Consider the following 23,097-nt stretch of genomic DNA (forward strand, 5'->3'; position numbering starts at 1 on the left):
GCCCGAGTCAGCGGGCTGCCATGACGGCGTCGCGCTGCTCGGGCGCGAGGTACTTGACCGCCTCCCGCACGGTCAGCCCCGACGCCCGGGCCGCCCGCGGCAGCAGCCAGTCGAAGACCAGCTCGGGGCGCCGGCGGGCGGTGTCGCGGAGGATCCAGCCGATCGCCTTGCGGATGAAGAACTCCTTCTCCTCCAGCATGGCGTCCGCGAAGCGGGTGAAGCGCGCCCAGTCCCCGCCGCCGGTGCGCAGCGGGATCAGATGGGCGAGCAGCGCGGAGCGCCTGATCCAGAAGTCCCCGTCGGCGGCCCAGCGGTCCAGGACGGGTCCCCACGCGGGATCCGCCTCGGTCAGCGGCCCCACGACGGAGGCGGCCAGCGAGTCCACCAGCGCCCACGTCCGCGACTCCCGCAGCAGCCGTTCCAGCAGGTCCGCGTCCGCCACGCCCAGGAGCCCGCGGTGCGATTCCAGCAGCTCGACGACGGCCGCGCGGCGCTCGTGCACCGGCTCGGCCCACAGGACCTCGACCAGCGCGACGAGCGAGTCGTGGTTCAGCGCGACGCCTGCCATCGCGGCCCTGACCGCGGCGCGCATGGCCGGCACCGAGGCCCCGTAGTGCGTGAGGTCGCTCTTCAGGTACGCCTTCTCTCCCGCGGCCCGCTCGGGGATGGCCCGGGCGCGGAGCTCGCCGTCGATCTCAGCGGCCAGGCCGGCGATCCAGTCCTCAGCCACGGCGGTAGACCGTGAGGGCGTCGTCGCCGACGATCATCAGCCAGGGCCGGTCGTCGCCAAGGCGGATGCCCAGGCGGGCGCCGTCGCCGGGGTCGGACCCGCTGGAGAGGGGAGGGAGGGGCTCGACGGTGCCGCGGCCGGTCTCGTCGATGCGCAGGAGCGCCTGGGTGTCCACGGCGGTGCCGGGCTCCAGCTCGACGATCCCGTTGATCAGGAGGGTGAGCACGCCGTCGGTTCCGGTCGCGGCCTCGATGACGGGGTAGAGCAACGCGTCGGGGTACTCGGCGGCCGTGAGTGGGATCGCGGTCGTCAGTTCGCCGAGCGTCACCGAGATGCTGCCGGGTTCGGTCTCGACGGTGTAGGCGAGTCCCGCCTGGCCGGTGAAGTCCCCGACGGGCGAGATTGCGCCGCTCGACGGGTCCACCGCGACAGGGGCGCCCTCCTCGTCGAAGCCGAAGACGGTCTCGCCGTCGGTGGTCTTCAGCGCGACGAACTCCGCCATGTCCACCTGGCTGAAGGTGCCGTCGGCGGACAGGCGCAGCAGGCCGGGGCGGTCCGGGGTGGTGCTCTGCAGCACGAGGGTGCCGTCCGCCAGCGCCTGCGGGGACTGCCACTGGAAGAACTCGCCTTGGGCGAGGTGCTCCTCGGGGAGCGGGGCGTCGCCGAGGTAGCCGCCCGTCTCGTCGTAGTGGGCCAGGCGGAAGTTGGCTGCGTCGAGGATCCACCAGGTGCCGTCGGGCAGCTGGGTGCCGTAGCTGGGGCCCCACTCGAGGCCCTCGCCGTCGCCGCCGAGGGAGGTGCCCAGCTGGTCGTCGGCCTCCCCGTACGGGAGGCTGAGGAGTTCCGACCAGTCGGGGCCGAGTTCGCCCGGGGCCTCGAGCAGGACGGGCTCGCCCGCGGTGAAGTCGAGGAGGGACTCCGAAGGGGTGGGGCTCGGCTGTGTGGTCGCGGGGCTGGGGGATGCCGGTTGCGAGGCCGACCCGCTCGCCGTGGGCGTGGGGGAGGGAGGGCCGGGTGCGCAGCCGGCGACGCCCAGCGCGACGGCCAAGGCTCCGACAAGGGAAGATGCGGGGCGGATCATCAACGAACCTCCTCCGCCCCACGATAGCCCGGCCCGGGGGCCAGGGCCGTCTGCATCTTCCTACCTATGCAGCGGCATCTGCATATATCCACAGATGCCGCTACATGGGTAGAAAGATGCAGAGCCCTGGCCCGCCCGGCCCGCACGCCTACGATTGGGCGATGACCCGGGCCCACTTCACCGTCGAACTCCCGGCCGCATGCCCGCCTGATGAGGCGCTGCGTCGCGTGCTCGACCTGCGTGCGCACAACCGGCTCATCCCCCTGACCAGGGTGAGCCCCGCGGTGTCGGCGGACGAGTTGGCGGTGGGGTCGCGGTTCGTGGGGCGTACGGCGGTGGGCAGGTTCGGGTTCGACGACCCGATGCGCCTCGAGTCGCTGACGTTCGAGCCCGCAGACGCGACCATCGTGAAGCTGGGTCGCGTCATCAGGGGTGACGTGCGCGTCACAGCCACGCCGTCGGCGACGGGAAGCGTCGTCCGCTGGGAGCAGTCGGTGCACCTGCCTTGGCTGCCGGGCTTCCTCCAGCCGACGGCGGCGCTGGTCCTGCGCGCCGGCTACCGGCGGGTGCTGTCGCTGCTGCTCGCAGCCTCCGACGCTGGGTGAGCCGGTCGGGCGCGCAGCGCCGCCGACCTCGTCACAGCCTCCGGTAGGCCGGATCGTCGACTCGTGGGAGAGTCCACGGACCATCCCGGGTGGGTTTCGACGCGGGCGTGCGTCGCTTCGCTCCTTCGGCCCGGCTCAACCAGCGGTGAGGGGACGCGACGTGTCCGCGGAGCGGTGGATGAGGGGGACCGGTCGCGGTGGGTCGGGCGTTGGGCGAGGCACGCCGGCGGTTTTGGGCGTGCCGAGGGCGCCCATGGGCGAGGCCGGTCCCCCTCAGCCGCCGCGGAACCCAACCGACACCCCTAGCCAGCGTAGGTTTCGACACGGTCACGCGTCGCTTCGCTCCTTCGGCCCGGCTCAACCAGCAGAAATGGGCGGCCCGGCTCAACCTGCGGAAAGAGGCGGCCCGGCTCAGCCGGCGGGTGGGGTCAGCGCGACAACTCCGCCAGCATGCCCGGGAAGATGTCCCTCGCCGCGTTGCGGCCCAGGAAGATGTCCAGGTGGCCGTACCCCGGCACAACGTGCAGCGCGTGCCTCCCCGGCTCAATCCCCTCCAACCACCGGTAGGTGCGCTCCTGGCTCTCGGGAAGGAAGCAGCGGTTGTCGCGCCCGGCGTACAGCACCCACCGGGCATCCGTCTGCGGCGCGCTCACGCCGTAGTCCTCCGGGAGCCCCTCCCGCCGCGACACCGACACCAGGTGACCCGCCCTCACGCAGGCGTCCATCTGGGCGAAGAAGCTCATCGGCACCTTCCCGAACTCGCCCCGGATCCACTCGTGCACGTCCGGGCCGAGGTTCGAGTGCGACCACAGCGCCGGACGCCCCGCCCCGTAGGTGAAGCTCACCTGCCGGCAGACGGCGTTGTCGCACTCGCGGTGCGTCGCGTTCACCGCGGCCCTCGCAGCCCGCGCGAACAGCGAGTCCGGCTCGTCCCCCCACGCCGGGTTGAGGTAGGGACTGAGCGACTGGATCAGCGGCCGGAGCCGTCGGATCTTGAACACCGACACCGCCGGGATCACCGGGTGCAGCGACACGGCGTTCGACACGATCGTCGTCACCTGCGGCAGCAGCCCCGCCGCGGCCGCCATCGCGAACGACGTCGAGCCCTGGCAGTGGATGATCGCCTTCATCGACGGCGACCCGGACACCTCGCTCACGTACCGCACCGCGGCGGGATGGTCCCAGGCGGCCGCGTCGTCGAGGGTCCAGGCGACGGGGTCGAGGTCGATGGAGGCCCGCCAGTTGAGCAGCCATACGTCCCAGCCGTCGTCGATCAGCGCGTCCACCAGGGTCCGCGACACGGGGGGCCTGAAGATCTCCCCGCGCACCCCGGCGCCGTGGACCAGAATCACCGGCTCCCGCGTGGGCTCGTGCCGTCCGCGGATGCGCAGCAGGGTGAGCGGGTGCCCGTCAAGGGCGGCGATCACGTGCAGGGTGACCCGGTGATCGGTGCGCGTGGTGGGCCGGGTGGGCGCCTCGGCGGTCATCGGTCCTCCCTCTGGATGGGCCTGTTGGTGTGGGTGAGCGTGCGGGCGACGTGCGTGCCGCTGGTGGGCCGGGTGGGCGCCTCGGCGGTCATCGGTCCTCCTTCCTGACGGGCCCGTAGGTGTCGGTCAGCGTGCGGGCGAAGTGCGAGCCGAACCGGCCGAGCGAGCGCAACGGGGTGCGGCCGTCGGCCCGGAACGTGGTGAGCTGGCGGGCGAAGTCGCGCGGCAGGATCCGCAGCAGCCCCGCGCCCAGGACCGGCCCGTCGCCGCCGGGCGGCACGTGCCCCTTGAGGAGCGTGATGTACAGGGTGGAGGTGTCGCGCCAGATGTCCAGGCCGGGGTCGTTGCGCACCGTCTTGAACCCGTACATCGTCACCGGCGCACCGGCGAGGTCGCGGAACCACAGCCGGTACCTCATCTCCCGCGTAGCCGCGAACTCGGTGGCCACGAACAGGTTGAAGAACCCGCGCTCCACGGGGAGCTTGCCGCCGAGCTCCTCGCACCTCACGTACCCCTCCGCGACACCCGGGTGCAGGTCGTCGGCCAGGAACCGCTCCACGTCCGGCACGGTGATGGTGAGCTCGAACATGAACCGCTGGTTCACCAGCCGCGCCCGCTTCCAGCCGACGACGGGGTCCGTCTCGCCGAGCGCCAGGAAGCCCTTCATCTGCTCGGTGAACTCGACGCTGTCACCGTCGAGGGGGGCCGCCGGGGCGGAGCCGGGAAGGTCGTCGTCGAGGTCGTCGGAGCGCCGTCCCCCCGGGGCTGACTCGAGGACCCGCTCCACGATCCGGTCGGCGTTCGCCGCGATCGTCAGGGCCGGGTTGGGGCCGACGGGCCCTGGCATCGCGGCGCCGTCGACGACGAACAGGCCGGGGTGGCCGAACACCTCGCCGTGCGCGTCGACCAGCCCGTCGTGGGGGGAGCGGCCCATGGGCGCGCCGCCCAGCGGGTGCACCGTCACGACGCGGCGGGTCCACCACAGCGGGTTGTCGTGGAAGTCGGCGTTCAGCTTGTCCGACATGGCCCGCATGGTCTCGCGCATCGCGGAGAAGTAGCGCATCGAGGTGGCCGTGGACCAGTCGACGTCGATCTGGCCGTCCTTGAGCACCACGCGCCCGTCCGCGATATCGCGGCCCATGCCCAGCATCGGCAGCGAGCTGGACCCGAGGCGTCCCTGGCCCACGAGCCCCGCCACCTCCGCCGAGATCGTCGACTCGTTCTGGCCCCGCAGGCGGTGCGCCATGATCTCGCGCACCACCTTGGCCGCCCGCTGCATCGACGACGTGACCTGCGCGGTCTCGATCAGCCAGTTGGCGAACTCCGGGAAGCCCGCCTCCTGCACGTAGTACCCGCGGCCCTGCCGAGGGTCGCCGTCGGCCGCATCGGGAACCCGGATCGACGTGGTGATCACCGGGCCGTGGCTGCCGTCGATGAGCCGGGGATTGCCCGAGGCCGTGTCCACGCGGGCGCCCATCGCGAAGGTGAGCAGGTCGCCGTTGCCGCAGAACCGCGACCCCAACGCCCGGCTGAGGCCCGGCAGGTTCACCCGGTTGCGCAGCAGCAGCGTGGTGGTGCCGAGCGCCCCGGCGGCCAGGAAAAGGCGGTCGCAGTGCACCGTGCGGGTCACACGGGTGCGGGGCCCGTTGTCCTCCAGCGGATCGCCGTACTCGGTGTAGCGCACCGAGTAGCCGCCGCCGCTCAGCGGGGCGATGCCGGAGACCTCGCAGTTGGGGCGCACGTCGGCGCCGTGGTGGACGGCCGCGGACAGGTACGTGTGGTCGAGGGTGTTCTTGGCCCCCTCGTTGCAGCCGATGTCGCACTCGCCGCAGAGCCGGCAGCTGAGGCGCGTGGTGCCGTGCAGGTTCCCGTACTCAGGCGGCGGGATCACCTGCTTAATGGCCGGCGCCCCGTGGGGGGTGGCCGAGAAGGAGATCGCCAGCGGCGGGTGCATGACCTCCAGCCCCAACGACTCCGCCGCCTCGCGCAGCGCCCGCGTCTTCGGCAGGTCCGGGTAGGGGGATGGGACCGGATCCAGCATCCGCTCGACGGCGTCGTAGTGCGGCTCCAGGTCCGCCCGCCCGATCGGCCAGTGCTCGTACCCGCCGCCGGGCAGCGGGGCGTCCTGCACGAACCACTTCTCGTCCTTGCGCAGCAGCACGTTGGCGTAGATGAGCGACCCCCCGCCCAGGCCGCTGGAGACGATCGCCTCGAGCTTGCGGAAGGACTTGATGTCGAACAGCCCGAACAGCTCGTCGTCGGGCTCCCAGAACGCCCGGCTCATCTCGTGCGGATTTCGGGCGAAGCTGCCCGGTGGGTATGGGCGACCGCGCTCCAAAAGAACCGTCGCGTGGCCGGCCTCGGCCAGCCGGAAGGCCGTCACGGACCCTCCGAAGCCTGATCCCACCACCACCGCATCCACCCGTTCGACGGGGGCCCGCTCACTCATGGCTCACAGTAACGGCGGGGCGTGGGCCCGCGGAAGGGGCGGTTCCCGGGCCCGATTTCGTCAACCGGCCGGGCAGTTGACCAGGCGGGGCGATGATGGGCCCATGGAGTCCATGCAGTCGGTCTGGTTCGCCACCCACCCCGTGATGAGTGCACCGTCGAGCGCCTTTCCCGAAGGCGGCCGATTCGACACCGTCGTCGCCGGGGCGGGCATCACCGGCCTCACGGTGGCCGTCCTCCTGGCCCGCGCAGGGCAGAAGATCGCCGTCGTCGAGGCGCGGCGGGTGGGCGCGGTGGCCACCGGCAACACCACCGGGAAGGTGTCGCTGCTGCAGGGCAGCACCCTCTCCGGGATCCGGGCGCACCAGGACGACGAGGTCCTGCGGGCCTACGTCGACGGCAACCGCGAGGCTAAGGCGTGGCTGCTTCGGTTCCTCGACGAACGTGAGGTGGACTACCAGCGCCGCACCGCGTTCACCATCGCGGTGCAGGGCGACGGGGTGCGCACCCTGGAGGACGAGCTGCACGCCAGCCGGGCGGCGGGCCTCGACGTGGCCTGGACCACCCAGACCGGCCTGCCGTTCGAGGTGGCCGGCGCGCTCGTCCTGGCGGACCAGGCGCAGATCCATCCCCTCGTCGTCCTCGACGCCCTCGCGGCCGAACTGGTCGCGCACGGCGGGATGGTGGTCGAGGGGGCCCGGGTGACCGACGCCGAGACCGGGTCCGGTGTGCGGATCACCACCACCCTCGGCGAGCTGCAGGCCGACCAGCTCATTCTCGCCACCGGCAGCCCCGTCCTGGACCGCGGCGGCTACTTCGCCAAGCTCGTCCCGCTGCGCTCGTACGCCACGGCCTACTCGGTGCCCGGCTCCATCCCTCAGGGCATGTACCTGGGCGTCGACCACCCCACCCGCTCGCTGCGCACCATCCCGGTCGACGGCGGGGAGCTGCTCATGGTGGGCGGCAACGGTCACGTGGTGGGCCGGACGGACTCCGAGGCGGCCGCCGTCGACGATCTCAGGAGGTGGACCGGCCGCTACTTCCCCGGCGCGAAGATGACGCACGCCTGGTCGGCGCAGGACTACCGGGCGATGGACCGGGTGCCCTATGTGGGGGAGATGCCGCGCGGCGGGGGACGGATCCACGTCGCCACCGGCTACAACAAGTGGGGCATGACCAACGGTGTCGCGGCGGCGCTGAGCCTCAGCGCCCGCCTCCTCGGCGGATCCATGCCATGGGCGGACGTGCTGGCCTCCCGGAAGCCGGGGGCGGCAGCCCTGCTCGGTGCAGTGGCCCCGAATGCGAAGGTGGCGGCCGCGCTGGCCAAGGATTGGGTGCAGGCCGAGCTGCGCGCGGCCCCGGACGAGCCGCCGTCGGAGGGGGAGGGGGTCGTCGGGCGCGGTGCGCGTGGGCTGCCCGAGGCGGTGTCCACAGTCGACGGTGTCACCTGCCGGCTGTCGGGCGTGTGCACCCACCTGGGGGGCGTCGTGCACTGGAACGACGCGGAGAAGTCATGGGATTGCCCGCTGCACGGGTCGCGGTTCGCGCCCGACGGCGCCGTCCTGGAGGGCCCGGCGGTCACGGATCTGCCCCCCGCGCCCGCCGCCGGCTGAAGCCCGTTGGGTGAGCCACCGCGCAGCGCCTCCCGCCGCTGGGTGAGGTGCGGGGAGCGCAGCGACGAGCCTCGAAGCCTAGGAAACGTTCCTTGTCAGCTCACGTTTCTTAGGCTTCGAGGCCGCTTCGCGGCACCTCAGCCAGCGGGTGTGGGGCAGCTCAGCCCAGCGGGTGTGGGGCAGCTCAGCCCGTTGGGTGTGGGGCAGCTCAGCCAGCGGGTGTGGGGCGGTCAGGCGTGCGCGGGCGCCGGTGTCGAAGCCACGGACGAGTGGCGGAGGCGCACCGCCAGCGCCGCCGCGACCACAACGGCGGCCGCGACACCAGCGGCCACACCCGTGATCGTGGACTCGGGCGCGTCGGTGAGGCGTCCCACCGCGATCCAGCTCAGCCCCCAGGCCATGGCCGCGGCGATCGCGAAGCGACCCCCGAAGCTGCGGGCCAGGATGACGCCGAGGGTCGCGGCCACGGCCAGCACCACGACGGCCAGGTACTCGGAGACGGGGGCGGCGGGGTTGACGCCCGAGTCCACGAGGGTCGCGGTGATGTTGGCCGCCGTCGCCACGGACACCCAGCCGAGGTACAGCCCGAAGGAGCCGTCGACGATAAAGCGCTCGGCCCAGGCCGGGCCGCTGCCCTCCGCCGCGGGGATGGCGGTGAGGCGGCGCACCAACTCGCCGAGCACCAGGGCCAACGCGACGATCACCGCGACACTCGCCCACAGCCACCCCACCTGCGTGACCAGGAGCCAGGACGCGTTGAGCACCATCGACGCGGCGGCCAGCCACCCGATGGAGCGGGCGCGGCGGCTCGTCGTGTTGGCGGGCAGCCACTGCCAGATCACGTAGGCGATCAGGCCGGCGTAGATGACGGACCAGATGGAGAACGCGTTGACCGCGGGGGCGATGAGGGTCGCGGTGGCGGACAGGCTGCCGCCGGAGCTCTCCTCGACCCGGGTGCCGATGACGCCGATGCCGAACAGCGTGCCGATGATCATGAACACCGCGCTGGCGGTGACGACCACCTGGCGGACTCGATCGTTGTTGAGCATTGCCCACCCTCTCTGTGACTAACCTTGAACAAAGCTTATACAAACCTTGGTCAATGCGCCAGCCCCTGAAGTCGAAGGCCCGGCGCTATTGGAGTGTCGCGACGCTAAGCGGCACGCATCGCCGCTGGTGAGCCGCTTGTCCCCGGGGCCGCCAGAGGGCGGGCTGGGATACCGCCGTGGGCGCGAGCACACTCCGGAGATGGACACGGCATCCCTGGCCAGGCTGGCCAGCGGCGTCCACGGGACGGTCATCGGCCCCGAGGATGCCGCCTACGACGGCGCCCGGAGCGTCTGGAACGGCGTCATCGACAGGCGGCCGGCGCTGATCGTCGAGTGTGAGGGCGTCGACGACGTGGTCGCGGCCTTGCTCTTCGCCCGCTCGCACGACCTCCACGTCTCGGCCCGCAGCGGCGGGCATCACGTCGCCGGGCTGTCCGTGCTCGACGGCGGGCTGGTCATCGACCTCGGGCGGATGCGGGGCGTCGCCGTCGACCCGGTGTCGCGGCGGGTGCGCGCGGCCGGTGGCGCGCAGATCGGTGACGTCGATGCGGCGACCCAGGCGCACGGGCTGGCCGTGCCCCTGGGAGTCGTGTCCGAGACGGGCGTGGCCGGCCTCACCCTGGCCGGCGGCTACGGCTGGATGCGCCGCAAGCACGGCCTGAGTTGCGACAACGTGGTGGGGATGGACATCGTCACGGCCGACGGCAGGCTCGTCCATGCCGGACCCGACGAGCACCCCGAGCTGTTCTGGGCGTTGCGTGGCGGTGGCTTCGGCCTGGGCGTGGTGACCGCGATCGAGTACCTCGCGCACCCCGTCGGTCCCGACGTCTACCTGCCCTTCCTCACCTTCGCCCTGAGCGAGGGGGAGGCCGTCCTGGGCCGGCTGCGCGAGTTCGCCCGGTCCGCGCCGCCGGAGTTCGGGTGCATCGCCGTCTGCTGGACGTTCCCACCGGCCGAGCCGTTCCCTGAGGACCTGTGGGGACGGGACTTCGTGGGGGTGGCCGGCCCCTACATCGGCGACCCGGCCGAAGGGGAGCGGGTGTGCGGCGAGCTGCGCAACCTCGGCACGGTGCTCACCGACATGGGGTCCGTGGTGCCGTGGCTCGACGCGCAGCGGTTCTTCGACGAGGACTACCCTCGCGGTCGGCGGTACCACTGGAAGTCCGCGCACCTGCGCGACCTCGACCGCGACGCGGCAGCCACGCTCGTCGAGCTGGCTGCGCGCCGCCCGTCGCCGCTGACGTCGCTGGACATCTGGATCAACGGCGGCGCCATTGCGGAGGTGCCCTCAGCCGCCACCCCGATCGCGGACCGCACAGCGCCGTACATGATCGGGATCGAGTCGAACTGGGACGACCCCTCGCAGGACGCGGCCAACGTCGCGTGGGCCCGGGAGACCGCGAAGGCGCTCGAGCCCTTCGGCACCGGCGGCTCCTACCTCAACTTCGACGATCTCAGCGACCCCGCGGCCGCCCACCGCGCCCACGGCGAGAACACCGAACGGCTGGCGGCGGTCAAGGAGCTCTACGACCCCTCCGGGCTGTTCCGGTCACGGGTCCACCGCTGACTCCCTGAGCCGCTTCCCGCGATAAAGAGCCTGGTCGCGGACTCATAGGCGGGGCGCAGCACGCCCACAGAAACCCCACAGGCTCCGCTGGCGGAATGGGTACATCACCGAAACCGCCACCGAGGAGTACCCCCGTGACCACCACCGCCATCCTGTACCTGGCCAACATCGTCGGCATCCTGATCCTGACGCTCGGCCTCTACTTCCCCCGCCACGGCCGCCGCGACCTCGTCGTCGCCTACCTCGGCGTGAACATCGGCATCATGGCGGTCAGCTCCGTCCTGCTCTCCACCGCCGTGGGGGCCGGCCTGGGCCTCGGGCTCTTCGGCGTGCTGTCGATCATCCGGCTCCGCTCCGACGAGCTGGCCCAGCACGAGATCGCCTACTACTTCAGCGCCCTGGCGCTCGGCCTGCTCAGCGGCCTCGGCGCCGAACCGGTGATGGCGCTCAGCCTCATGGCCGTGGTCCTGGTGGGCATGTTCGTCGCCGACCACGGCATGCTGCTGCGCGGCTACAAGCGCGAGGTGGTGGTGGTGGACCGCGCCATCACCGACGAGGCCACGCTCATCGGCTACCTCCAGGACCGCCTCGGCGGCACCGTCAAGCACCTCGCCGTCCAGCGCCTCGACCTCGTCAACGACACCACGACGGTGGACGTCCGCTACCGCGACGCCACCCCCGCCCGCACCCGCCGCGTCGTCCTCACGGACGCCCGATGACCGCCGCGACACTCCCGCTCCGCGGCCTCGCCGCCCGCGAGCCCGTGACCCTCGACGACCTGAACCTGACCGCCGCGCTGCTCACCCGGGTGGACCGCAAGTACGTGCTCACCTCCGCCGAGGCCGACGCCTTCATCCTCGGCCTCCCGCGCGAGGCCCGGGTCCTCGAGATCGACGGCCGCCGCCGGTTCGGCTACCACTCCACCTACTTCGACACTGCGGGCCTCGCCTGCTTCCTCGGCACCGCCCACCGGCGCCGTCGCCGCTACAAGGTCCGCACCCGCCGCTACGTGGACTCCGGCCAGCAGTTCCTCGAGGTGAAGACCCGCCGGGGCGGCTCCACGGTCAAGCACCGGGTGCCGTGGGAGGAGCCGATCCGGCACCTCGACGGCGGCGCCCGCGCCTACGTCGCGGAGGCCCTTGGAGAGGACCGCCTGCGGCTCGACGGGGACCTGGAGCCCGTCCTGGACGTCACCTACACGCGCTCCACCTTCCTCATGCCCGACGGCGCGGCCCGCGCCACCGTCGACACCCACCTGGCCTGGTCCGACCGGCAGACCGGCTGCGAGCGGACGGCAGACGGCCTGGTCATCGTGGAGACTAAGTCCAGCTCCAGCCCGTCTGCTGCGGACCGGGTGCTGTGGGGTCGCGGCCACCGCCCGGTGGCCGTGTCCAAGTACGCCACCGGCCTGGCCACCCTCCGCCCCGAGCTGCCCCACAACCGCTGGCACCGGCTGCTCACCCAGACCGAGCTGACCGCCGCCTGACCTCAACCGCCGGCTGAGGTGCGAGGAGCGAAGCGATGGCCCCTTCCCGCTGGCTGAGGTGCGAGGAGCGAAGCGACGGCCCCTTCCCGCCGGCTGAGGTGCGAGGAGCGAAGCGATGGCCCCTTCCCGCTGGCTGAGGTGCGAGGAGCGAAGCGACGAGCCTCGAAGCCTAGAAAAAGTGACCTGACAACCTGACATGCCCCCACGGCCCGACCCCCGCCCAACCCGACATCCATCAGACACCCTTGGAGATATCACCATGAATCCGAAGAAGCTACTCGCCACCCTGTCCTCGCTCGCTGTGGGCGCGCTGCTCGTGGGCTGCGGCGCCAACGGCGTCGAGAGCACGGCCGCCGCCGGAACCGCCGCATCGTCCGCGGGCACCGACACCGCGACCAACTCGACCACCACCACCGCGACCACCGTCGACGGCGCCGCCCTCACGGTGGACTCCGCCCGCGCCTCGAACGCCACCCCGGACGCCGCCGACGTGACCTGGGACGCGTCCTCGGCCACCACCATCACGCTCAGCGGCAGCACCGCCACCGCCGACGGCGAGGGCGTCACCATCGACGGCAACACCGTCACCATCACCGCCGGCGGCACGTACGTGCTCACCGGCGCCCTCGACGGGCAGGTGGTGGTCAACTCGGCCTCCGACGACGAGGTCAAGCTCGTCCTCTCCGACGCCCAGATCACCTCCGACACCGGCCCGGCGATCACCTTCGCAGACGCGGGCGAAGCCGTCGTCGTCCTGGCCGACGGCACAAGCAACGCCCTCACGGATGCCGAGAGCTACGCCGACACCTCCGAGGAGGCGGCCAACGCGGCGCTGTACTCGAAGTCGGATCTGACGATCGGCGGCGAGGGATCGCTCAGCGTCACGGGCCGCAGCCTCGACGGCATCGCGAGCGCGGACGGCCTGGTGATCGTCGGAGGCGACATCCAGGTGACCGCGGCGGACGACGGCATCCGAGGGAAGGACCACCTCGCGATCACGGGCGGCACCCTGACGGTCGAGGCGGGGGGTGACGCGCTGAAGTCCACCAACGACACCGAGGCGGACTCAGGATTCATCGACATCTCCGGCGGGACGCTCACGCTCGCCGCCGGAACAGACGGCTTCGACGCCGCCACCGACGTCATCATCTCCGGCGGCACCCTCACCGTCGACGCCGCCGACGACGGCATCCACGCCGAACTCAGCCTCGTCATAGGCGACGGCGAGGTCACCGTCACGCGCTCCTACGAGGGCCTCGAGGCGCAGTACATCGCCATCACCGGCGGCACCATCGACGTGACGGCCGACGACGACGGCCTCAACGTGTCGGCCGCCGACACCACGTCAACAGACACGGCCTCCACCGACCGGCAGATGGGTGGCGGCCCGGGCGGGGGGATGGCCGCGATCGACGGGTTGGCCCTGGTCAGCGGCGGAACGCTGACCATCGACGCCGGCGGCGACGGGTTCGACTCCAACGGGAGCGCAGAGATCACCGGCGGCACCGTCATCGTGCACGGCCCCCTGAACGACGGCAACGGGGCACTGGACGTCAACGGCACCTTCACGATCAGCGGCGGCACGCTGCTCGCCGTCGGCTCCTCCGGGATGGCCGAGACGCCAGATGAGTCCTCGACGCAGGGCTGGGTCCAGGCGACGGTGTCGGGGTCTGGCGGCTCCACCATCCAGATCAGCAACGGCTCCACGGTGCTCGGGGAATTCACGGCTGAGAAGGACTTCTCCAACGTGGTCTACTCCGGCGAGGGGATCACCAGCGGTCAGGCGTACACCATCACGGTCGACGGCCAGGCCACGACGGCGACCGCCGGCACCGCCACCGGCGGTGGAATGGGCGGCGGCATGGGCGGTGGCGGCGGTCGCCCCAACCGCTGACCCGCACCGCCCGCTGAGGCGCCCCCACCGCTGAAAAGTAGGCCAGCTGAGGTGCTCTGCCTCTCCGCTGGCTGCGGTGCCCTTACCGCTGGCTGAGGTGCCGCCTCCCGCTGGCTGAGGTGCCGCCTCCCGCTGGCTGAGGTGCCGCGAAGCGGCCTCGAAGCCTATGAAACGCTGGCTGACAAGGTCACTTATCTTAGGACAGCTTCGAGGCTCGTCGCTGGCGCTCCTCGCACCTCAGCCAGCGGTGGGGGCCGGCGGTGGGGGCGCTCCTCGCGCCTCGGCTGGCGGTGGGGGCGCTCCTCGCGCCTCGGCTGGCGGTGGGGGCGCTCCTCGCGCCTCGGCTGGCGGTGGGGGCGCTCCTCGCGCCTCGGCCGGCGGTGGGGGCGCTCCTCGTACTTCAGCCAGCGGTAGGGGGCCTCCTCCGAGCTGGAGGGTCAGTGGGCCGCGACCTTCTTCTTCCGCGGGATCAGATGCATGATCACCACGACGATGGCGCCGGCCGCCAGGCCCAGCACCGCGGAGGCCAGCGTGTTGACCAGCCAGCCGACGAAGCCGCCGGCCGCCTCGGCGGCCAGCACCTCCCAGTGGTGCACGAAGTCGTAGATGACGGGCCAGCCCAGGTCGTTGATGCCGACCAGCAGGATGTGACCACCCACCCACAACATGGCCGCGATCCCCACCGTCGACAGCACCTTCATCACGATGGGCATGGCCTTGACCAGGCCTTCGCCGAGGCGCGACGTGGGCGGGTTGGCGGCCAGCTTGAGGCCCACGTCGTCCATCTTCACGATCAGCGCCACCACGCCGTAGACCAGCGCGGTGATGCCGAAGGCGACCACCACCAGCGTGATCGCGCGCATCCAGAAGCCCACGTCGGCGATCTCGTTGAGCGAGATGACCATGATCTCCGCCGAGAGGATGAAGTCGGTCCGGATGGCGCCGCCCACCATCTTGTCCTCCTGGTTCTCGCCCTGGATCGCGGCGGGGGCCTCCTTGGCCTTGGAGTGCCCGCTGACCGCCTCCCAGATCTTCTCGGCGCCCTCGTACGAGAGGTAGAGGCCGCCCACCATGAGCAGCGGGGTGAGCGCCCACGGCAGGAACTGGCTGAGCAGCAGGATGGCCGGGAGGATGAACAGCAGCTTGTTGCGGATGGACCCCTTGGCGATCTTCCAGATCACCGGAAGCTCGCGGTCCGGGGTGAAGCCGTCGACGTATCGGGGCGTCACCGCGGCGTCGTCGACGACGACGCCCACCGCCTTCGTGGACGCCTTGCCCGCCGCCGCCGCGATGTCGTCGACCGAGGCCGCTGCGGCGCGCGCGATCGCGGCCACGTCGTCGAGTAGTGCTGCAAGGCCGCCGGCCATGGGTTCCCCTCTCACCTGGTTCGGGGCGATTCTACGGTGACGCGCCACCTGGAGCCCTCGGATGCGACGGCCGACCCGCGAAGGGCGCTGTTGACTGTCGGATCTCGGACGACAGCCGTCCGGGATCCGACACTCACGACGGGCCTAGGCTTGGCGGGAAAGGAGGCCACATGAGCAGCGCCCCGATCCCCGACGTGGGCGGCTGGTTCCGCACCGCGGACCACACCGTCGCGCTCCCCGCGACCGCCTGGGGGCCCGGCACCGGCGGCTTCGGCCGGCGCTCCCACGACGACGATCTGGCCGCCGCCGCCGACCTCTTCCGCGGCCGTCCCACGCTGGTGCTGACCGGCGCGGGCATGTCCACGGGCTCAGGGCTGCCGGACTACCGGGGCCGCGACGCCGTGCCGCGCTCCCCGATGACCTACCAGGAGTTCGTCGGGTCGGAGCTGAGCCGCCGTCGCTACTGGGCGCGCAGCACGGTCGGCTGGCGGTGGTTCGCCCAGGCCCGGCCCAACGCGGCGCACCACGCGCTGGCGGAGTTGGGCGAGGTGACGCCGTTGACCGGGGTGGTGACCCAGAACGTGGACGGGCTGCACCAGGCGGCGGGGTCGCGGCCGGTGCTGGACCTGCACGGGGCGCTCGACCGCGTGATCTGCCTCGACTGCCGCGCCCTGATGGACCGGCATCGCATGCAGGAGCAGCTCCTCACCCTGAACCCGCGCTTTGCCGAGCGGTTGGATGAGCTCGCGGTCGAGAGCCGCACCGCCCCCGACGGCGACGCCGAGGTGGACCGCACGGAGGACTTCCGGTACCCGGCGTGCCCGTCCTGCGGCGGCATGCTCAAGCCTGACGTGGTGTTCTTCGGCGAGAACGCGGACCGCGCCGTCGTCGACCAGGCCATGGCGCTCCTCGACGAGGCCGCCGCCCTGGTGGTGCTCGGCTCGAGCCTGTCGGTGATGAGCGGCCTCCGGTTCGTGCGACGGGCCGCGCAGCAGGGCCGCGACGTGGTGATCGTCAACGACGGCGCCACCCGCGGCGACGACCTCGCCACCCTCCGCCTGCACGGCCGGCTGGAGGACGTTCTGACGGGCTGGCTGTCGGGCATGCGCTGAGCGCCCGCACCAGGGGCATCTGCGGGATCACGCGCACGCAACGGCGGTGACGTGCGACCACGGCGCAGACGCGCTCGCGGCTCACCGTTCGCGGGGAACCCGGTCAGAGTGACCGGCCACGATGAGGGCGCCACCCATGGCGCGGGGCGGCACGGGGGCGTGTGTTTAGGGGGCCTCGGCTGCGCGTGGGTACCCCCTCTGGGTTAAGTTTGCGCGCATGAGCACCGCCGCCGCCCAGAAGAAGTTCACGTTCGGGCTTCTGCCCCAGATCGCCGTCGCCATCGCGCTCGGCGTGCTGTTCGGCAACTTCTTCCCCGATTGGCTGACGCGGGTCTTCGTCACCTTCAACGCGCTCTTCGGACAGTTCCTCGGTTTCGCGATCCCGCTCATCATCCTGGGCCTGATCGCGCCCGCCATCGCCGAACTGGGCAAGGGGGCGGGCCGCTGGCTGGCGATCTCTGCCGCATTGGCGTACGGATCCACTCTGGTCGCGGGCTTCATCGGCCTGGGTTCGTCGCTGCTGGTGTTGCCGCGCGTGCTCCCAGAGGGTGGCGCGCCGTCGCTCACCAATCCCGACGAGGCCCTGCTCGCGCCCTACTTCGCGCTCGAGATCCCCCCGCTGTTCGGGGTCATGTCGGCGTTGGTGCTGGCCTTCATCGTCGGCGTGGCGCTCACGGCGATCGAGGGCGGCTCGCTGCAGCGAGGCTTCTTCGAGTTCCGCGAGGTGATCAACATGGTCATCTCGAAGATCCTCATCCCGCTGCTGCCGCTCTACATCTTCGGCATCTTCCTCAACATGACCCAGGGCGGGCAGGTCTACACCGTCATCGCCACCTTCCTCGGCGTGATCATCTTCGTGTTCATCCTCACGTGGATCATGCTGCTGCTGCAGTACTCGGTGGCGGGCGCCATCACCGGCCGCAACCCGCTGAAGATGCTCGGCACCATGCTGCCGGCCTACGCCACCGCGCTCGGCACCTCGTCGTCGGCCGCCACCATCCCGGTGACGCTGCGCCAGGCGATCAAGATGGGCGTCTCGCAGCCGGTGGCCGCGTTCGCGATCCCGCTCAACGCCACCATCCACCTGGCCGGGTCCACCATCAAGATCACGTGCTTCTCGCTGGCGGTGATGATGCTGGCGGGGATGGAGATCAACGTCGGCGTGATGATCGGCTTCGTGATGATGCTGGGGGTCATGATGGTCGCGGCGCCCGGCGTGCCCGGGGGTGCGATCATGACTGCGGCGGGTCTGCTGTCCACAATGCTCGGGTTCTCCGAGGCGCAGGTGGGCCTGATGATCGCGGCCTACATCGCCATCGACTCCTTCGGCACCGCCACCAACGTCACCGGCGACGGCGCCCTCGCGGCCATCGTGGACAAGTGGGTGTCGCGTTCCGCACGCAAGGAAGAGCTGGCCGACGAGGCGTCGGTCCGCGCCGCCGCCTGAGCGCGGGAGGTGCGTTGAGCCTGACACGGCTTTGGTGGGGTGAGTTGAGCCTGATTCGAGTCTCGAAGTCGGCTTGAACGATCAAAGTGGTCGATTTCGTCGTGAGGTCCAGATCAGGCTCAAGCCGCATCGTTGAGAGCCGTGTCAGGCTCAACGCGGTGGCCGGTACCCGGCCAACACCGTCCCGTACCACCACCCGGTCCGACGGCGGGCGACGGTCTGGTCCGACGCCCGACTACGACGGCGGGGCGCCTTGGCCTGTGTGCTGAGATGGAGGCATGACCACAGACGTTGATTTCTGGTTCGACCCCATCTGCCCCTGGGCCTGGATGACCTCCCGCTGGATGCTCGAGGTGGAGAAGGTCCGCGACGTGAAGGTCACCTTCCACGTCATGAGCCTGGCCGTGCTCAATCACCGCCGCGACCTTCCGCCGGCCTACCGTCGGCACATGGACCGGGCCTGGATGCCCGCGCGCGCCGCGCTCCTCGTCGAGCAGCGACACGGTTCTGACAAGCTGCGCGAGTTCTACACCGAGGTGGGCACGCGGTTCCATCCGGGTGGCGAGAAGCAGGGGGTGGAGACCGTCGCGGCCGCGCTCGCCGCCGTCGGGGCGGATGCCGACATCCTCGACATCGCGCAGACCGAGGCCCCAGACGACGACCTGCGCCGGTCGCACCACGAGGGCATGGACCCCGTGGGCGACGAGGTGGGCACCCCCGTGCTCCGGGTCAACGGCATGAGCCTGTTCGGCCCCGTGATCTCCCCTGCCCCGAAGGGCGAGGAGGCAGGAAACCTGTTCGACGGCTTCGTCAAGGTGACCGCCTACCCGGGCTTCTTCGAGCTGAAGCGCACCCGCACCGTGGACCCGATCTTCGACTGAGGAGACAGCGCCCCGCGGGGCCGCGAGAGACCGAGGGTCATCCGCCCTCGGTCTCTGTGCGCTCAGGCATCGGCGACGCAGGCCACCCGGTCCCACAGCTCGGCTCGGGCGACAGTGGGTCGTCGGTCACCGCGCCGGCGGGCTGTTGGGCCGGCTCCCCGATCCACGATTGCTACGTGACATTTGGATCTATTAGTCCACCCCGGCCTCGGGCCGGGAACACCCCTTGGCTAGCGTGGGTGGCATGGGCAAGGTTCTGGTTGCGTACGCGACCCGCGGGGGCACCGCACGCGACATCGCCGACGCCGTCGGCTCCACCCTCCGCTCCGCCGGGCACGACGTGCGGGTGGCGGACCTGAAGTCCCGCCCCGCCGTCGATGACGCTGAGCTCGTCGTGGTCGGGAGCGGCGTCAACGCCGGCACTTGGTACCAGGAGGCGACCGCGTGGGTCTCGTCGCAGGAGCCGGCCCTCCTGGTGACGAGGGTCGCGGTATTCAACGCCTGCCTCAACGCCGCGGACCCCGCCAAGCGCACCGAGTCCCTGGCCTACAACGCGTCGATGGCGGACCGGATGGGGGCGGAGGCCAGCGAGTCGTTCGCTGGCCGCTTCGTCCCCGAACACGTCAGCTGGTGGAGGCGGATGTTCCTGCACACCATGCAGAAGCCGACGCAGGACCACCTCGACCTCGACGCTGTCCGCGCCTGGGCCTCCACCCTGATCCGCACCCCCGCCCACCCGGCTGAGTGAGCGCCGGGGCCCATTCGGCCCTGCCCGCCGCCGGGGGAGCGGCCCACGGGCGCGCATACCATCGAAGCCATGCGACGACGTGCCATCCTCCTCGGAGCCGCCGCCCTGCCCGCGGCCGCCTGCTCCGGCCCGGTGTCGCTGCCCATCCCTGACGTCGGCGGCGTCGTCGGGTGCCGCACGCCGGATTCCCTTGCCGCGTTCTCGACGCTGGGGGGCGCGCCCCTCAGGTACGAGGTGTCGGGCACGCCGCAGTCCTTCCGGGCGGACCCGCGGTTCATCGAGCTGCTCGAGGAGTGGGCCGCGGACTGGGTCGCGGCCAGCGGCCTCGGACCGCTCCGGGAGGTGTCCACCTACGGCGCCTTCGTCGACAAGTGCGACTCCTGGCACGCCGCGGGCCGGGCCTTCGACTTCGCCGAGCTGGTCCACGAGGGCGGCCGGGTGTCCTGCCGCTACGACGTCTGGGGCGACGACCCGGCCGAGCTGCCGGGCTACTGGCGGCTGGCCGCCTCCGTCGCCTCGCGCTTCACCTACACGCTGACCTACCGCTACAACGCGCAGCACCACAACCACATCCACATCGACAACGGGGTCAACGGCTTCGAGGACGCCTCGTTCCGGGAGCGGTCACGGACGCAGGTGGAGCTGGTGCAGGGCGTGCTGCGTTACGTGTTCGGCCGTGATGTCGCGGCCTCGGGCTCCTACGACGACGCCACCCGCTCCGCCGTCCGCGGGGTCCAGCGGGAGCTGGGCATCACCGCCCCGCTGGCCGATCCCGACGGCTGGCGCGAGTTCCTCACCGGGGCCGCGTCGGGCGGCTGACACCCGCTCAGACGGCCGCTGAGCGCAGCGCCTCCCGCAGAACGTCGAGCCCGACGGAGCCCACGTCGAGCGCCCGACGGTGGAACTCCCGCAGGTCGAACGCCTCGCCGGCCCGGGCAGCCGCCTCGTCGCGCGCCTGCTCCCAGAGCCGCTGACCCACCTTGTAGGCGGGCGCCTGCCCGGGCCAGCCCAGGTAGCGGTCCAGCTCGAAGCGCACGAACTCCTCGGCCATGTTCACGTTCGCCTTGAGGAAGGGCCATGCCTTGTCTGCGTCCCACGTGCCGCCGCCCCACTCCTCGGGGGCGGGCTTGCCGAGGTGGACGCCGATGTCGAGGACCACCCGCGCGGCGCGCATCCGCTGCGCGTCGAGCATGCCCATCCGGTCCCCGGGATCGTCGAGGAAGCCGAGCTGCTCCATCAGCCGCTCCGCGTAGAGCGCCCAACCCTCGCCGTGGCCCGACACCCAGCAGATCAGGCTCCGCCAGCGGTTGAGCTCGCCCGCGCGGTAGGTGGCCTGCGCGATCTGCAGGTGATGGCCGGGGACGCCCTCGTGGTAGACGGTGGTCTTCTCGCGCCAGGTGCCGAAGTTCTCCACGCCCGGTGGGACCGACCACCACATGCGCCCAGGCCGCGAGAAGTCGTCGGTGGGGCCGGTGTAGTAGATGCCGCCGTTCTGCGTGGGCGCGATGCGGCACTCGAGCGTGCGGATGGGATCCGCGATGTCGAAGTGCGTCCCCGCCAGTGCCTCGATGGCCGCGTCGGAGGTCTCCTGCATCCAGCGCTGCAGCGCGTCCGTGCCGTGGAGCTGACGGGTGACGTCGTCGTCGAGCCGGTGCATGGCCTCGTCCGCGGTGGTGCCGTCGCCGTAGAGCTGGTGCGCCACCTCGTCCTGCTCCGCGACGATGCGGGCCAGCTCCTCGCGGCCCCATTCGTAGGTCTCGTCGAGGTCGACGGTGGCGCCGAGGAACAGCCGCGACAGCCGCCCGTAGCGCTCCCGCCCGACGGCGTCCGCCTGCGGGGCCCGTGGGGCGAGCTCGCGCAGGGCCTCGGCGAGCCGCGCGTAGGCGGCGCGGGCCACGTCGGCGTTGCGGTTCAGCGCGCTGGCCAGGCCCTCGGGTGCCTCGGGCGAGGCAGCGAAGGCGGTCCAGAACGAGCCGTCCCCGGCCAGTTCCTCGGCCTGCCCGATGCCGATCTCCACCTGGCGCAGCGCTGGGGCCGGACCGTTGTCGACGGCGAGGCGCAGCGACTCGATGTACCCGTCGACCGCCGCCGGAACCGCGCCCATGCGGGCCGCGATGATCTCCCAGTGGTCCGAGGTGGTGGTCGGCATGAGGTCGAAGACGTCGCGGATGTTCTGCAGCGGGGACGCGATGTTGTTGAGATCCGCGTAGTCCTCGCCGGCCTCGAACAGCTCGACGCTGAGGCCGAGCCGCTCACGCATGGCCGCGGCCGTGACGGCGTCCACGTCGTCGGCGATCTCCGTGGCCTCCACCTGGCGCAGCGCCGCACGCGCCGCCTCGGCGCGTTGGGCGGCGCCGGAGGGGGAGAAGTCGTCGAGTTCGTGGTCGTGGCCCGGCGCGCCGATGTGGGTGGCGGTGATGGGGCTGATGCGGACGATGGTGTCGACGTAGGCGTCGGCGACCTGATCGAGCGCGGTGCGCGTGCGTGTCGTCATGCCGCCGACGCTACCAGCGGCCTTGTCAGTCGGCTGAGAGCATGTCCTTGACCAGCGGGACCACCTCGGTGCCGTAGAGGCCGATGGTGTCCATGATCGCCTCGTGGGACAGGCGGCCGGTGGACACCTTGAGCTGGAACCGCTGCGCGCCGAGCGTGCGGAAGCCGTGGGCGATCTTGGCCGCGACCGTCTCGGGTGAGCCGACGGCCATGGCGCCGTGATCGGCCTCGTCGTCGAAGTGGTCCCGGGTCATCCGTCCCCAGCCGCGTTCGCGCCCGATCTTCGACGTCTGCTCGAGCCATGGCTTGAACATGCGGCTCCGGGCGGCGTCGTCGGTGGCCGCGATGTGGCCGTAGGAGTGCCAACCCACCGGCTGCGGGTCCTTGCCGAGTTCGTCCAGGGCGCGGCGATGGAGGTCGGCGAACGGCGCGAACCGGTCCACCGGCCCGCCGATGATCGCGAGCATGAGGGGCAGGCCGTAGTTGGCGGCGCGCAGCACCGACTGCGGGCTGCCGCCGACGGCGACCCACGTGGTGAGCGGTGTCGCGGCAAGGCGCGGGAACAGCTCCACGTCGTCGAGGCTCTGGGTGAGCTGACCCGTCCACGACTGCCTGCCCCCGTGGATCAGTTGGGCCATCATGGCCATCTTCTCCTCGAAGAGGGCCTCGTAGTCGGACAGGTCGTAGCCGAAGAGGGGGAAGGACTCGATGAACGACCCACGCCCGGCGATGAGCTCGGCGCGGCCGTTACTGAGCGCGTCGAGGGTGGAGAAGCGCTCGAACACCCGCACCGGGTCGTCGGAGGAGAGGACGGTGACGGCGGTGGCGAGCTTGAGCCGTGTGGTGCGGGTGGCGATGCCGGCCAGCACCATGTCGGGTGCGGAGACTGCGAAGTCCTCGCGGTGGTGCTCGCCGATGCCGATGGCGTGCAGCCCCACCTCGTCGGCAAGGACGGCCTCGTCCACGAGGTTGCGGATCACCTGGTCGTGGGGGAGGAGGGCGCCGTCGGGCCCGGCGGTGACGTCGCCGAACGTGTCGATGCCGAATTCGAGCCTGTCGATGTCCATGGGGTCCTCGCAAAGATTGAGA

At 71.5% G+C, this 23,097-nt stretch carries 19 protein-coding genes; 11 read left to right on the top strand and 8 right to left on the bottom strand.

Translation table 11 applies throughout. The annotated features are described in order from the left end of the window. Positions 1-7 precede the first annotated feature (7 nt). Together ACZK5D_RS12615 and ACZK5D_RS12620 are read right to left on the bottom strand one after the other, a co-directional pair. Complete coding sequence (locus ACZK5D_RS12615) at positions 8-730, bottom strand: DNA alkylation repair protein (RefSeq protein ID WP_463665537.1); 723 nt, start codon at positions 728-730, stop codon at positions 8-10. Beyond that, on the bottom strand, positions 723-1,811 hold the full coding sequence (locus ACZK5D_RS12620) for a DUF7485 domain-containing protein (RefSeq protein ID WP_463665538.1): 1,089 nt from the start codon (positions 1,809-1,811) through the stop codon (positions 723-725). The genes ACZK5D_RS12615 and ACZK5D_RS12620 overlap by 8 nt, the downstream gene beginning before the upstream one ends. A gap of 161 nt (positions 1,812-1,972) precedes the next feature. Here ACZK5D_RS12620 and ACZK5D_RS12625 point away from each other — a divergent pair, with 161 nt between their 5' ends. Continuing rightward, on the top strand, positions 1,973-2,416 hold the full coding sequence (locus tag ACZK5D_RS12625) for an SRPBCC family protein (RefSeq protein WP_463665539.1): 444 nt from the start codon (positions 1,973-1,975) through the stop codon (positions 2,414-2,416). 428 nt (positions 2,417-2,844) lie between these two features. Here the strand turns inward: ACZK5D_RS12625 and ACZK5D_RS12630 are convergent, their stop codons facing one another. After that, positions 2,845-3,903: an alpha/beta hydrolase family protein gene (locus ACZK5D_RS12630; protein ID WP_463665540.1), complete on the bottom strand. Its 1,059-nt coding sequence runs from the start codon at positions 3,901-3,903 to the stop codon at positions 2,845-2,847. A gap of 88 nt (positions 3,904-3,991) precedes the next feature. After that, positions 3,992-6,352, bottom strand: a complete 2,361-nt coding sequence (locus tag ACZK5D_RS12635) for a GMC oxidoreductase (protein ID WP_463665541.1) — start codon at positions 6,350-6,352, stop codon at positions 3,992-3,994. Positions 6,353-6,455: 103 nt separating this feature from the next. Between ACZK5D_RS12635 and ACZK5D_RS12640 the strand changes: the two genes are divergently transcribed. After that, the gene (locus ACZK5D_RS12640) at positions 6,456-7,964 is read left to right on the top strand and encodes an FAD-dependent oxidoreductase (protein ID WP_463665542.1); all 1,509 of its coding nucleotides are present in this window, start codon (positions 6,456-6,458) and stop codon (positions 7,962-7,964) included. A 230-nt stretch (positions 7,965-8,194) separates the two neighbouring features. On the opposite strand, the gene ACZK5D_RS12645 is transcribed toward ACZK5D_RS12640, so the two are convergent. Next, positions 8,195-9,013: a TspO/MBR family protein gene (locus tag ACZK5D_RS12645; protein ID WP_463665543.1), complete on the bottom strand. Its 819-nt coding sequence runs from the start codon at positions 9,011-9,013 to the stop codon at positions 8,195-8,197. 199 nt (positions 9,014-9,212) lie between these two features. On the opposite strand from ACZK5D_RS12645, the gene ACZK5D_RS12650 reads away from it, so the two are divergent. The 4 genes from ACZK5D_RS12650 to ACZK5D_RS12665 all read left to right on the top strand — a co-directional run bounded on the left by ACZK5D_RS12650 (position 9,213) and on the right by ACZK5D_RS12665 (position 13,960). Then, on the top strand, positions 9,213-10,580 hold the full coding sequence (locus ACZK5D_RS12650) for an FAD-binding oxidoreductase (RefSeq protein ID WP_463665544.1): 1,368 nt from the start codon (positions 9,213-9,215) through the stop codon (positions 10,578-10,580). Positions 10,581-10,714: 134 nt separating this feature from the next. Beyond that, entirely contained in the window at positions 10,715-11,299 is a 585-nt protein-coding gene (locus tag ACZK5D_RS12655; protein WP_463665545.1) for a DUF4956 domain-containing protein, read from the top strand. After that, a complete protein-coding gene (locus tag ACZK5D_RS12660; RefSeq protein ID WP_463665546.1) occupies positions 11,296-12,066 on the top strand; it encodes a polyphosphate polymerase domain-containing protein in 771 nt (256 codons plus the stop codon). The genes ACZK5D_RS12655 and ACZK5D_RS12660 overlap by 4 nt, the downstream gene beginning before the upstream one ends. A 259-nt stretch (positions 12,067-12,325) precedes the next feature. Next, complete coding sequence (locus ACZK5D_RS12665; RefSeq protein WP_463665547.1) at positions 12,326-13,960, top strand: carbohydrate-binding domain-containing protein; 1,635 nt, start codon at positions 12,326-12,328, stop codon at positions 13,958-13,960. 437 nt (positions 13,961-14,397) lie between these two features. Here the strand turns inward: ACZK5D_RS12665 and ACZK5D_RS12670 are convergent, their stop codons facing one another. After that, positions 14,398-15,327 carry a DUF808 domain-containing protein gene (locus tag ACZK5D_RS12670; protein WP_458995736.1) on the bottom strand — a complete coding sequence of 310 codons (930 nt, stop codon included), beginning with the start codon at positions 15,325-15,327 and terminating at the stop codon, positions 14,398-14,400. 170 nt (positions 15,328-15,497) lie between these two features. Between ACZK5D_RS12670 and ACZK5D_RS12675 the strand changes: the two genes are divergently transcribed. The 5 genes from ACZK5D_RS12675 (at position 15,498) to ACZK5D_RS12695 (ending at position 20,334) form a co-directional block, all read left to right on the top strand. Next, the gene (locus tag ACZK5D_RS12675; protein WP_463665548.1) at positions 15,498-16,439 is read left to right on the top strand and encodes an NAD-dependent protein deacetylase; all 942 of its coding nucleotides are present in this window, start codon (positions 15,498-15,500) and stop codon (positions 16,437-16,439) included. 217 nt (positions 16,440-16,656) lie between these two features. Continuing rightward, positions 16,657-17,886, top strand: coding sequence for a dicarboxylate/amino acid:cation symporter (locus ACZK5D_RS12680; RefSeq protein WP_463665549.1), 1,230 nt, complete (start codon positions 16,657-16,659; stop codon positions 17,884-17,886). Between the two features lie 278 nt (positions 17,887-18,164). Continuing rightward, positions 18,165-18,767, top strand: coding sequence for a DsbA family protein (locus ACZK5D_RS12685; protein ID WP_458995739.1), 603 nt, complete (start codon positions 18,165-18,167; stop codon positions 18,765-18,767). A 244-nt stretch (positions 18,768-19,011) separates the two neighbouring features. Next, entirely contained in the window at positions 19,012-19,515 is a 504-nt protein-coding gene (locus tag ACZK5D_RS12690; protein WP_458995740.1) for a flavodoxin domain-containing protein, read from the top strand. Between the two features lie 69 nt (positions 19,516-19,584). After that, a complete protein-coding gene (locus tag ACZK5D_RS12695; RefSeq protein WP_458995741.1) occupies positions 19,585-20,334 on the top strand; it encodes an extensin family protein in 750 nt (249 codons plus the stop codon). A 7-nt stretch (positions 20,335-20,341) separates the two neighbouring features. On the opposite strand, the gene ACZK5D_RS12700 is transcribed toward ACZK5D_RS12695, so the two are convergent. Further along, complete coding sequence (locus ACZK5D_RS12700; protein ID WP_458995742.1) at positions 20,342-22,009, bottom strand: DUF885 domain-containing protein; 1,668 nt, start codon at positions 22,007-22,009, stop codon at positions 20,342-20,344. 25 nt (positions 22,010-22,034) lie between these two features. Further along, on the bottom strand, positions 22,035-23,075 hold the full coding sequence (locus ACZK5D_RS12705; RefSeq protein WP_463665550.1) for an LLM class flavin-dependent oxidoreductase: 1,041 nt from the start codon (positions 23,073-23,075) through the stop codon (positions 22,035-22,037). Positions 23,076-23,097: the final 22 nt, after the last annotated feature.

The sequence above is a fragment of the Tessaracoccus yangjingae genome, assembly GCF_055326235.1.